Origin of the sequence: Streptomyces triticirhizae (assembly GCF_003696235.1) — a bacterium.
In the GTDB taxonomy this organism is placed as follows: Bacteria; Actinomycetota; Actinomycetes; order Streptomycetales; family Streptomycetaceae; genus Streptomyces; species Streptomyces triticirhizae.
The window spans coordinates 1-11898 of record NZ_RFFJ01000188.1; the positions used below are offsets into that span (position 1 = coordinate 1).

Annotated in this window: 9 protein-coding genes and 1 pseudogene; 9 read left to right on the forward strand and 1 reads right to left on the reverse strand. The window is 73.7% G+C overall.

Annotation, left to right across the window (positions count from 1 at the left end):
* From EBN88_RS30805 to EBN88_RS24445, 6 genes and pseudogenes are all read left to right on the forward strand, one after another.
* A pseudogene (locus tag EBN88_RS30805) lies at nt 1-337 on the forward strand (MFS transporter); the annotation flags it as partial.
* Nucleotides 338-346: 9 nt separating this feature from the next.
* Nucleotides 347-1189: an MOSC domain-containing protein gene (locus tag EBN88_RS24425; protein WP_122399226.1), complete on the forward strand. Its 843-nt coding sequence runs from the start codon at nt 347-349 to the stop codon at nt 1187-1189.
* An 82-nt stretch (nt 1190-1271) separates the two neighbouring features.
* Nucleotides 1272-1793 carry a tetratricopeptide repeat protein gene (locus tag EBN88_RS24430; RefSeq protein WP_122399234.1) on the forward strand — a complete coding sequence of 174 codons (522 nt, stop codon included), beginning with the start codon at nt 1272-1274 and terminating at the stop codon, nt 1791-1793.
* Nucleotides 1794-1951: 158 nt separating this feature from the next.
* Nucleotides 1952-6532: an RHS repeat-associated core domain-containing protein gene (locus EBN88_RS24435; RefSeq protein WP_122399227.1), complete on the forward strand. Its 4581-nt coding sequence runs from the start codon at nt 1952-1954 to the stop codon at nt 6530-6532.
* On the forward strand, nt 6513-7013 hold the full coding sequence (locus tag EBN88_RS24440; RefSeq protein ID WP_122399228.1) for an Imm50 family immunity protein: 501 nt from the start codon (nt 6513-6515) through the stop codon (nt 7011-7013). The genes EBN88_RS24435 and EBN88_RS24440 overlap by 20 nt, the downstream gene beginning before the upstream one ends.
* Before the next feature lie 26 nt (nt 7014-7039).
* Nucleotides 7040-7369, forward strand: a complete 330-nt coding sequence (locus EBN88_RS24445; RefSeq protein ID WP_122399229.1) for a hypothetical protein — start codon at nt 7040-7042, stop codon at nt 7367-7369.
* Between the two features lie 188 nt (nt 7370-7557).
* Here the strand turns inward: EBN88_RS24445 and EBN88_RS24450 are convergent, their stop codons facing one another.
* Complete coding sequence (locus tag EBN88_RS24450) at nt 7558-8073, reverse strand: MarR family winged helix-turn-helix transcriptional regulator (RefSeq protein WP_122399230.1); 516 nt, start codon at nt 8071-8073, stop codon at nt 7558-7560.
* Nucleotides 8074-8190: 117 nt separating this feature from the next.
* Here EBN88_RS24450 and EBN88_RS24455 point away from each other — a divergent pair, with 117 nt between their 5' ends.
* The 3 genes from EBN88_RS24455 to EBN88_RS24465 all read left to right on the forward strand — a co-directional run bounded on the left by EBN88_RS24455 (nt 8191) and on the right by EBN88_RS24465 (nt 11836).
* Nucleotides 8191-8715, forward strand: a complete 525-nt coding sequence (locus EBN88_RS24455) for a GNAT family N-acetyltransferase (protein ID WP_122399231.1) — start codon at nt 8191-8193, stop codon at nt 8713-8715.
* Nucleotides 8716-8886: 171 nt separating this feature from the next.
* Nucleotides 8887-10671 carry an arginine--tRNA ligase gene (gene argS, locus EBN88_RS24460; RefSeq protein ID WP_407703456.1) on the forward strand — a complete coding sequence of 595 codons (1785 nt, stop codon included), beginning with the start codon at nt 8887-8889 and terminating at the stop codon, nt 10669-10671.
* 7 nt (nt 10672-10678) lie between these two features.
* Nucleotides 10679-11836 (forward strand): glycosyltransferase, encoded by a 1158-nt coding sequence (locus EBN88_RS24465; RefSeq protein ID WP_122399233.1) that lies wholly within the window; start codon nt 10679-10681, stop codon nt 11834-11836.
* Nucleotides 11837-11898 lie beyond the last annotated feature (62 nt).

Here is an 11898-nt window from a genome sequence, read left to right on the forward strand (position 1 = left end):
CCCGGCGACGGCCCTGCCGCTGTACGCCCTGGCGGGCTGCTGCGACGGGCCGTTGCTCACCGCGACCCTGCGGGCGCGGGCCGCGCACGCCCCCGCGCACGCCCGCGCGCAGGTGTTCACGCTGGGCGCCGGGCTCAAGCTGACGGCCGCCTCCCTCGGCGCGGCGGCCGTCGGCCTGGCGGCCGCGCGGCCTCCGACGCTCCTGCTGCTGGCCCTCGCCGCCTGCCAGTTGGGGGCAGCGCTCCTCCACCGGGTGCTGGCCGGGCCGGCGGGCAGCGCCCCGGCCGCCTCACCACCCGTGCCAGCCACCGGCGACCCGGCCGGGGCGGGGCCGTAGGCTCTCGGCATGGTTCGGATCTGCGCGTTGGTCAGTTACCCGGTCAAGGGCTGCGCCGGGGTGTCCCACGACGTCGCGCACGTCGGGCCCGCCGGCCTGCCGCACGACCGCGCGTTCATGGTCACCGACGCCGACGGCGACCACCGCACCCAGCGCGCCGACCCCCGACTCGCCCTCGCCCGGCCCTCGTTGACCGAGGACGGCCGCCAACTCACCCTCGCCGCACCCGGGTTCGACACCCTGACCGTGACGGTGAACGCGACCGGCCCGACCCGCCCGGTGACGCTCTTCGGCCAGCCGTTCACCGGGATCGACCAGGGCGAGGCCGCCGCCGAGTGGTTCGGTGAACTCCTCGGCCGCGCCTGCCGGTTGGTGCGGGTGCCGCCCGACCACCGGCGGGTCACCGACGGGTTGACCCCGGGCACCAGTGGCTACGCCGACAGCACGGCCGTGCTGATGGTCAGCCGCGCCTCGCTCGCCGCGCTCCACGAACGTCTCGCCGACCGGGGCGAACCCCCGTTGCCCATGGACCGGTTCCGCCCCAACATCGTCCTCGACGGGGTCGCCGCCCCGCACGAGGAGGACCGCTACCGCGCCCTCACCCTCGGCGGCGTCCGCCTCGGCTTCGCCAAGCTCGCCGTGCGCTGCGCGGTGACCCTGGTTGACCAGCGCACCGGCGTCCGCGCCGGGCCCGAGCCGCTGCGCACCCTCGCCGCCTACCGCCGCCACCCGGCCGGCGGCGTGGTCTTCGGCGCCAAGTTCGCGGTGCTGCGCCCCGGTTCGCTGGCCGTCGGCGACGCCCCGACCGAACTGGAGACGGAGTCCGCACCGCACGCCGAGCCGGCCCGATGAACCACGCCGAGCCGAGCCGATGAGGCACACCGGGCGGGCCCGACAGACGATGATCAGCGAGACGAACAGCGAGAGGAACGCGATGAGCGGCGGAGAGAACCCGACGAGCAGGCGGCAGCGGATCGACGAGGCCGTCGCATGGCGCCGCGTGGGCGAGTCGGAGCGCGCCAGGGAACAACTCCTCGCGCTCGGCGCCGAGTTCCCTGACGACGCCGAGATCGCCTACCAGACCGCGTGCACCCATGACGCGCTCGGCCTGGAGGCCGAGGCCGTGCCGTTCTATGGGAAGGCCATCGACGGCGGCGAAGTCCTCGATCCGGCCGACCGCCAGGGCGCGTTCCTTGGCCTGGGCAGCAGCTACCGCGCGCTGGGCCGTTACCCCGAGGCGGTGACCACGCTGCGGCGCGGCGTCGAGGAGTTCCCCGAGAACGGCGGCCTGCGGACCTTCCTCGCCATGGCGCTGCACAACACCGGCGAACACGGCGAGGCCATGCGCCTGTTGCTCCACCTGCTCGCCGCGACCAGCAGGGACCCCGAGGTCGCCGACTACCGCAAGGCCATCGAGTACTACGCCGACCGCCTCGACGAGACCTGGCCCGCCTGACCACGCGCCGCGACCGTGAGCCCCCACCGCGCCAATCATGGTGCACACAGGTGCGGTAACAGTACGTCCATCCGTTTCACAGCCCTGTCACAGAACGCCGATGTCGCTTCCGGCGGCGCTACCGTGGTCCGGTTGGCTCAGCGGGGGAGGGCAGCGGGATGGCGCGTCCGAGTGACTGGTCGCCGGTGGACATGGATCGGGACCCGACGCCGGGGGACCCGGACGAGGTTCGGGAACTGGCCGATGATTTGCAGGAGTTCGCCGACGATGTGGGCGAGGCGCTGGGCAAGATCCGGGGGTTGGCCTCGGAGCGCGCGGTGTTGGACTGGGCGGGTCTGTCCGCCGACGCGTTCCGTTCCGAGTTCGAGGGTGTGCCGGGCAATCTGACCAAGTTGGAGGATTCGTACGCCCTTTGTGCTCAGGCGCTGCATACCTACTGGCCGAAGTTGCAGACCGCGCAGGGGATGGCGGATCGGGCGTTGGACCGCGCCATCTCCGCGCAGGCGGATCTGGCGTCCGCGCAGGCCGCGTTGGGGGACGCACAGGACTGGGTCGGGCGGGCCGGCGAGGAGGCCGAACGTCTCCAGCGCGAGGGGGAGCGGGAGAACGTCGAGCCGCCGGACGAGGCCGATGTCCGCGCGGCCGCCCGCGACCGGCAGGCGGCTGAGGCGGCGGCCGGTGCGGCGCGGGGGCGGGTGGACGACGCGGAGGAGCGTCTGTCGGCCGCGCGTCAACTGGCTCTGGATGCCCAGGAGATGCGAGAGGAGGCGGCGCGGGTCTGTGCGCAGGGCATCGAGGAGGCCTCCGATGCCGGTATTCAGAACCGGCGGTGGTGGGAGAAGGCGATCAAGTGGGTGACCGACAACTGGGACACCCTTGTCGAGGTCTGCAAGGTGATCGTCGCCGTCCTGGGCGTGGTGGTGATGATCATCGGTGGGCCGCTGGCCTGGGTGGTGTTGGCGGCCGCGCTGGTGGTGCTCGCCGACACGTTGATCAAGTATGCCAAGGGTGAGGCGGGGCTGCTTGATGTCGCCTTTGCGGCATTGGACTGCATTCCGGGCATGAAGGGTCTGACGACTCTGGGCGGGTTGGCGCGCGGGTTGAAGGGCCTGGCCTCCACCGGTCTGCGGGGGCTGCGGCAGGGCGCGTCGCGGTTGGGCCGGCGCACCCGAGGCGACGGCGTTCCGATGAACGGGCGCAACGCCTGCGGTGACCCGGTGGACGTGGCCACCGGCGAACTGCTGATGTCCGCCACGGACGTCGAACTGCCCGGTGTGCTGCCGTTGGTGGTGGAGCGGCATCACATCTCCACCTACCGCTCCGGGCGTTGGTTCGGGTCGTCCTGGGCCTCGACCCTGGACCAGCGGTTGGTGTTGGACGAGGGCGGGGCGCGGTTGTTCACCGCCGATGGGATGACGTTGCTGTATCCGCGTCCGATTCCGGGTGAGCCGGTCTTTCCGGTGGAGGGGCCGCGCTGGTCGCTGTCCTGGGACGGTCAGCCGCAGGCGCCGATGAGCGTTCACCAGCCGGGGAGCGGACACACTCTCCACTTCGCGCCCGTCGATGGCCGCCCGGGGGCGGAGCTGCCGTTGATCGCGATCACCGACCGCAACGACAACCGCATCCAACTCGCCTACGACAACGACGGCGCCCCCACCGACATTCACCACTCCGGCGGCTACCACCTCGGCATCACCACCACAGACGGTCGGGTCACGGCGCTGACGCTGCTGAGCGACCCCGACCAGCCGACGTTGCTGACCTACGGCTATGACGGCGCCGGGCTACTGGCCGAGATCACCAACTCCTCAGGACTGCCGCTGAGGTTCTCCTACGACGAGCACGCGCGGATGTCCCGGTGGGAGGACCGCAACGGCTACTGGTACTCCTACGCCTACGACGAGCAGGGCCGCTGTGTCCACACCACCGGCACTGACCGGGCCCTGGAATACCGCTACGCCTACGACGAGGCCGCGCACCGCACGGTCGTCACCGACTCCCTGGGCCACGACTCGGTCTACCAGTTCAACGACAGCTACCAACTCATCGCCCACACCGACCCGATGGGGCACGTCTCCACCCGGGAATGGGACCGCTACGACCGCGCTCTGACCGTCACCGACCCCCTCGGCCGCACCACCCGCTACGCGTATGACGACCACGGGAACGCGGTCTCGGTCCTTCGGCCCGACGGCCGTGAGATCGCCATCGCCTACAACGAGTTCGGCAAGGCGACGGCCATCGCCCAGGCGGATGGCACCCGTTGGCGCTACGAGTTCGACGCGGCGGGCAACCGTACCGCAGCCGTCGACCCGGCCGGCGCCGTCACCCGCTTCCGCTACTCGGACGGCGGCGCGCTCGTCGAGGTGGTCGACGCCCTCGGAGCGGCCACCCGGATCGCGGTCGATCCCGCAGGACTGCCGGCGGCTGTGACCGAAGCGGGCGGCGGCACCACCCGCTACGAGCGCGACGCGCGGGGCCGCCTCACCCGGATCATCGGCCCCACCGGCGCGGTCAGCACCTGGGAGTGGACCCCCGAGGGCCGTCCGTCGCGACACACCGACCCCAACGGCGCGGTCCGGAGCTGGACCTGGGACGCCGAGGGCAACTGCCTGTCCCACACCGACGCGGCCGGCGGCGTCACCGCGTACGAACACGGCGCGTTCGACCTGCCGGTGGCGGAGATCCGCCCCGACGGCACCCGCTACACCTTCGAGCGCGACACCGAGAGCCGCATCCGCCGCGTCACCAACGCCCAGGGCCTCACCTGGGAGTACCTGCGGGACCCCGCCGGACGCGTTCTCCAGGAGACGGACTTCGACGGCCGCACGGTCTCCTACGCCTACGACGCGGCGGGACAGCGCGTGTCCCGCACCAACGCCCTGGGCCAGGTCATCACCCTGACCCGCGACGTGCTGGGCCGGATCGTCGAGAAGGACGCCGACGGCGACCTCACCCGGTTCGACCACGACCCGGCCGGCCGGCTCGTCCGCGCCCACCGGGCGGGCGATACGGAGGCGGAGGCCGCCGAACTGCTGCTGGAACGCGACGCGTTGGGCCGGGTCGTGGCGGAGAGCCTCGCCGGTCGCACGGTCCGGCACGCCTATGACGCGCTGGGCCGGCGCACCGCTCGCACCACCCCCTCGGGCGTGGTGAGCCTCTGGACCTATACCGAGGCGGGAACCCCGTCCACTCTGACCACCTCCGGCCGTGTCCTCAGCTTCGACCACGACGCGGAGGGCCGGGAGACGAGGCGTGGGCTGGGCGACGCGCTCACCCTCACCCAGGCGTGGGACCCGGCCGGCCACCTCACCGAGCAGCGGCTGTGGCACGGCGAACGCCAGCTCCAGAGCCGCGCCTACGACTGGCGCGCGGACAACCACCTGCTGGCCGTCCACGACCAGGACGCCGGCACCACCCGCTACGAACTCGACCCGCTGGGCCGTCCCCTGGGCGTCCAGACCCCGGAGTGGGCGGAGAGCTACTCCTACGACCCGGAGGGAAACCAGACCTCGGCGTCCTGGACCGGCGCGCCCGTCGACAGCGACGCCTGCGGCCCCCGGGCGTACGAGGGCACCCGCGTCACCTCCGCCGGCCGGGTGCGCTACGCCTACGACGAGGCCGGCCGCACCGTGGAGCGTCGTGTGCGGACCCTCTCGGGTCAGGTCAGGACCTGGCGCTACGCCTGGGACGCGGAGGACCGCCTGGTCGGCGTCGTGGGGCCGGACGGCGCCGCCTGGCGCTACGGCTACGACCCGCTGGGCCGGCGGATCAGCAAGTGGCGGGTGGCGCCCGACGGTTCGAGCGAACGACGGGTGGAGTTCGTCTGGGACGGGCCCACGCTGGCCGAACAGGTCTCGGTCGACGACCGGCGCGGTGCCGAGGCGCGCCCCGTCGTTCTCACCTGGAACCACCTCGCGCACCGCCCCCTCACCCAGGCCCGCCGGGTCGCGGGCTCGCCCGCCGCGTGGCCGACCGGGGGCGCCGCCGGGGGCACGGCCACGGCCACCGCGGCGACCGACCTGGGCAAGCCGGCGGACGGCGCCGCCGGGCCGGGCGGAGGCGGAGACGGAGACCCTGACACCGACATCCGCTTCTGGGCGATCATCACCGACCTGGTGGGGACCCCGACCCATCTGGTGGACGAGGACGGCGAGACCGCCTGGCGCTCCGCCAGCACACTGTGGGGACGCACCGTCGGCACCGGCGTCGACTGCCCGCTGCGCTTCCCCGGCCAGTACGCCGACGACGAGACCGGCTGGCACTACAACCACTACCGCCACTACGACCCGGAGATCTCCCGGTTCGCCAGCCCCGACCCGCTGGGCCTCGACCCCGCGCCCAACGCCTACACCTACCCGCGCAACCCGCACAGCTGGACCGACCCGTTGGGTCTCACCCCCTGCCGGGCGGCGGCCCGGGAGCAGGCGTTGCGCGACGCGGACGTGCCGGACGGGGCTGAGCCGCTGGAGGTCCGGCTGACGCCGGCCACGACGCCGCAGGGACGGCAGATCCTCGACGAGAACTACCAGCCGGTCATGTTCCGCGAGGAGGTCCACCTCAACAACCGGGACGAGTTGGTCGTGTACCAGGACCACCACACGGGCCACCAGTACGGTGACCCCAACGGGGTGGGCGACCAGCCGCCCCACGTGCACGTCAGGCCGTGGGAGGACCAGCGCAACGGCCAGATTCCGGGCTGTGAGGAGCACTACTACTATGACCCCGACCTGGGCTGAGCTGCTCGTCGACCGGGAGCCGCTCGCCCGCTACTACGGTGCGCCGCCGCCGCTGAACGGAGTGGTGCTCCGCTCGGTGCGGCTGGAGAGGGACGGGCCGACGCTGCTGCTGCGGCTGGACCTGCCGGCGTTCCCCGACCGGCCGGAGCCGGAGTGGTCGGCGGCCGGCTGCGACCGGTTCCAGTGTCAACTCCGCTGTCTGGACGTGGCGGAGGTGCGGTTCTCCGGTTGGCCGCTGGGGAGGCCGGTCGATCTCGGCGTCGAGCCGGTCGGGCCCCCCGCCGAGCGGCGGATCGCGGTCACCGGGCGCCAGGACGGGGTGGAGGCGCTGCGGTTCAGCTGCAACGCGTCGTTGGCCGTCGGGCATCTCCTGGCCTATCGCGAGGGCGGGCCGCACCTGTATGTGGGCGCGGTGGACCGGCACCGCCTCGGCACCCGCCTGCCCGACCCGACCGACGGGACGTTCTACGGACGCCTCTGACCCGCCCGACCCGAAACGGACACGCCATGACAGACACCGGCATCACCTCCGTCCATATCGACGAACGCGACCGCTCGGTGGTCGTGTCCGCCCGGCACCTCGGCCTCCCCGAGGACGCGCCCGCCGACTGGCGGGAGCAGGGGTTCAACGCCTATGAGGAGCAGACGGTCTATCGCGCGGTCGAACGGCTGGAGGTGGACGGCTGGAGCCATCCGCCCGTGACGGACTGGGAGTCGGAGGAACTGCCGGACGCCCGCCGGGCCGTCACGTTGACAGGCCCCGGCACCAGCATCCGCTTCACCGCCGCCGCGCCCCCCGCTCGGCACCGCCGTGGTCTCCGCACCGGAGCCTTCTGACGGGCCAGGGCCGCGTCTCGGCGCCCGCTCCGTTCGCTACGTTCCGGCCGGTGAACGCGTCACGCCCGCGCCGGGGTTGACCGCGTTGGACCGCCAACGTGCTGGAGATCCTGGACGCCGGCGGGGCTCCTGGCGCGGACGGCGCCGGCGAAGCGCTGGCGCGGACGGCTGACCGGGACGGCGGCCGGTCAACGGTCGCCGCGCCGCCGGCGTTCCTCCCGTTCGGCGGTCATCAGCGTGGCCAGGTGGGCGAGGGCGGGGAGGGCCGCGTCGATGGCGCGGCGTTCCTCGGCGCTCAGCCCCTCGGCGGTGAGCCGGGCCAGCCGGCGGACCCGGTCCCGGTGGCGGGCCCGGGTGATCCGCGCCCCGGCCGGGGTCACCGCGACCAGCACGGCCCGCCCGTCGCCGGGGTCCGAACGCCGTTCCACCAGCCCCTCGCGCTCCAGCCGGCCGACGAGCTGGGTGACGGCGGGCTGGGTGATCTGCTCGTTCTCGGTCAGCGCGCTCAGCCGCAGCGGGCCCCGGTGGGTCAGCGTGTGCAGCACGGAGAGCGTGGTGAAGCTGTGCCGCTCCGTGCCCGGCAGCCGGATGGAAGCGCGGGTGAACTCCCCGAGGACCCGCGTCAACTCCCCGGCGTCAAGCTCCCGTTGTTCCGAGCCCCACGGCTGCCGCGCCGGCTGCTCGTCCTCGGGCGTGGTGGCCATGGCCGCGAATCTACCACCGGGTATATCGGCGACTTATATAGGTTGCTTATCCGTCCTGGTGGCGGCCGGTCCAGGGCCGGTGAACGGCCGGTCGAGCGCCCTCGGTACGCTCCCGTCATGGACCAGCCAACCGCCCCGGGGGGCGCCGTCCGACCGGCCGTCGTCGCCGACCTCGCGGCGGTCGCGGAGATCTACGCCCACTATGTGACGCACACCGTGACCACCTTCGAGGAGGTCGTGCCCGAGGAGGCGGCCTGGCGGGAGCGGCACCGGGAGACCACCGGGCGCGGGCTGCCGTTCCTCGTCGCCGAGGAGGCCGGGACGGTCGTCGGCTACGCCTACGCCGGGGCCTGGCGGCCCAAGCCCGCCTACCGGCACACCGTCGAGGACTCCCTCTACCTCGCGCCCGGCCACACCGGGCGCGGCCTCGGCGGCGCGCTGCTGCGGGGCGTGCTGGCCGGGGCCGCGCGGGCCGGCGCCCGGCAGATGGTGGCCGTGATCGCCGACACCGGGGTGCCGGCCTCGGCGGCGCTGCACCGCCGGCACGGCTTCCAGGAGGTCGGGCGGCTGGTCGAGGTGGGCCACAAGCACGGTCGCTGGGTGGACACCGTGCTGATGCAACGCGCGCTCGGCGGCGACTGAGCGGCGACCGGGGCGCCCGGCGGTACGGGGCGGTGGGTATACGGGTGCGAGCCGGTCCTCCGGGCCTGCCATGCTAGAAGAGGCGATGCTAGGCAAGCACAGCCAACGACAACACAGGCGCGCGCCCGCGCGGCGCGGATCGACTCCCGGGGAAGAAGTACACAGACGATGGTGGATCAGGTACGGCCGTTGGCCGACGAGGTGGCCGCTGCGGTCTCCGCGGCGATGGAGCAGGCGCTGCCGGCCGAACTGGCCTCGGCGGACCCGCTCGTCCGCCCCTCGGACCACGCGGACTTCCAGGCCAACGTGGCGCTCTCCATGGCCAAGCGCCTCGGCCGCAACCCGCGTGAACTGGCCGGCACCCTCCGTGACCACCTGGTGGAGCACGCCCCGTTCATCGGCTCCGTGGAGGTGTCGGGGCCCGGCTTCCTCAACATCGACCTCACCGACGCCGCCCTCCTGGACCGGCTCGCCGTGCGGCTGACCGCGCCCCGGCTCGGCGTGCCCGCCTCGCAGGCCGACGAGACCGCCGTCGTCGACTACTCCGGGCCCAACGTCGCCAAGGAGATGCACGTCGGCCACCTGCGGTCCACGCTGATCGGCGACGCCCTGGTGCGGGTGCTCGGCTTCCTCGGCGCCCGGGTCGTCCGGCAGAACCACATCGGCGACTGGGGCACCCAGTTCGGGATGCTGATCCAGTACATCCTCGAACACCCGGAAGCCAGTTGGCGCAGCAAGGACGAGGACGTCATCCGGGTCGGAACGGGCGGCGCGGTCTCCGCGCTGGACGAGCTGTACCGGACGGCCCGCGCGGCGTTCGACGCGGACCCGGCGTTCAAGGAGCGGGCCCAGCGGCGGGTCGTCGCCCTCCAGGGCGGGGACGCCGAGACCGTCGCCATCTGGAAGGAGATCGTCGCCGAGTCCGAGACCGCCTTCCAGCAGATCTACGAGCGGCTGGGGGTGCTGCTCACCCCGGAGGACACGGCGGGCGAGTCGTTCTACAACCCCTGGCTCAACGACGTGGTCGAGGAGCTGACCGAGAAGGGCATCCTGGAGGACAGCGAGGGCGCCAAGGTCGTCTTCTTCGACGACATCAGGGGGCCCGAGGACCGGCCGGTGCCGATGCTGGTCCGGAAGTCCGACGGCGGCTTCGGGTACGCCGCGACCGACCTGGCGACCATCCGGCGCAGCATCCGCGAGTACGGCGGCACCCGGCTGGTCTATGTGGTCGACGCCCGGCAGTCGCAGCATTTCGACATGCTCTTCAGGACGGCGCGCAGGGCGGGCTGGCTGACCGACTCCATCGAGGCCGTCCACGCCGCCAACGGCACCATCAACGGCCCCGACGGCCGGCCGTTCAAGACCCGCGCCGGCGGCACGGTGCGGCTGGCCGACCTGCTCGACGACGCGCTGGCGGCGGCCCGGCAGGTCGTCGCGGAGAAGGACCCGGGCCTGGACCAGGACGAACTCGCCGAGATCGCCCGGATCGCCAGCGTCGGCGCGGTCAAGTACGCGGAGCTGTCCACCTCGCGGACCAGGGACTACAGCTTCGACCCGGCGCGCATGGTCTCCTTCAACGGACAGACCGGCGTCTACCTCCAGTACACCCACACCCGGATCGCCTCCATCCTGCGGCGGGCCGAGGACGGCGAGGGGCCGGGCGCCGCGTTCCACCCCGAGCTGGCGCTGGAGCCCGCCGAACACGCGCTGGGCCTCGCGCTGGACGGCTTCGGGCGTGCGCTGACCGAGGTGGCCAGCACCCTGGAGCCGCACCAACTGGCCGGCTACCTCTACGGGTTGGCGAAGGCCTTCACCACCTTCTACGAGTCCTGCCCGGTGCTCAAGGGCGTCGCGCCCGAGGTGCGGGCCAACCGGCTGGCGCTCTGCGAGCTGACCCGCGCCACCCTCGCGCAGGGCCTCGACCTGCTGGGCATCGCCGCGCCCGACCGGATGTGAGCCGCCGGTGCGTGTGTTACACGCGGTGACCCTGCACACCCCCAGCCACGCGTTCGGCGGGCCGACCCGGGTGGCCCTGGGGCTGTGCCGGGGGCTCGCCGAACGGGGGGAACGCGCCACGCTGGTGGCGCTCGGGGACGAGTTTCCCGCCGGGCCGCTGCCGCGCGCCGTCGAGGGCGCGCGGGTGCGGCTCTTCCGGGCGCGGCATGTGCTGCCCCGGTTCGAGGTCAGCGGGATCACCTCGCCGGCGCTGCTGGCCAGGGCGCTGGGCTATGTGCGGTCGGCGGACGTGGTGCATGTGCACCTGATGCGGGACCTGGTGACGCTGCCGGTCGCGCTGCTGGCGCTGCGGGCGGGCACCCCGCTGGTGTTGCAGACCCACGGCATGGTCGACCCGACCGAGAACCGCGTCGCGCGGCTCGTCGACCGGCTGGGCGTGCGGCGGGTCCTGCGCCGCGCGGACGCGGTGCTGTACCTGACGGAAAGCGAACGGCGCGAGACCGCCGCCGTGGTGGCGCCGGCGCCGATCGCGCCGGCGCACCGGCTGGTCAACGGCGTGCCGGCGCGGGAACGCGCCCCCGCGCCGGCCGGGCCGCCCCGGCTGCTGTACCTGGCCCGGGTCCAGGCGGGGAAGCGGCCCGGGGACTTCGTCGGCGCGATGCCCACGGTGCTGGCCCGCCACCCGGACGCGCGCTTCGTGCTGGCCGGGCCCGACACCGGGGCGCTGGCCGAAACCCTCGCGCTGGCCGACGAGTTGGGGGTGCGCGGGGCGCTCGACGTGGTGGGTGCGCTGGACGGGCCCGAGGTGCTGGCGGCGCTGCGCTCGGCGCACGCGCTGGTGCTGCCGTCCACGCGGGACGCGTTCCCGCTGTCGGTGCTGGAGGCGATGTCGGTGGGCACGCCGGTGGTCGTCACCGGGACGAACGGGCTGGCCGCCGACGTGGCCGGGGCGGGCGCCGGTCGGGTGGTCCCGGCCCGTGCCGAGGCGAACGGGCCGGCCGTCGGCCGGGCCGTCCTCGAACTCCTCGACCCCGCCGCCCGCGAGGCGGCCTCCGAGGCCGCCTGGACCCTGGCCCGCGACGCGTTCACCCTCGACACGGTCGTCGATCGCCTGGCCGGCATCTACGAGCAGGTGCTCGCCGCACGGCGCCCGCGACGGGGCTGACCCCGCCGCCGGCGAGCCCCGGGGCGCCGGGCGGCGCCGGCTGACGGCCCCGGGCCGGGCCC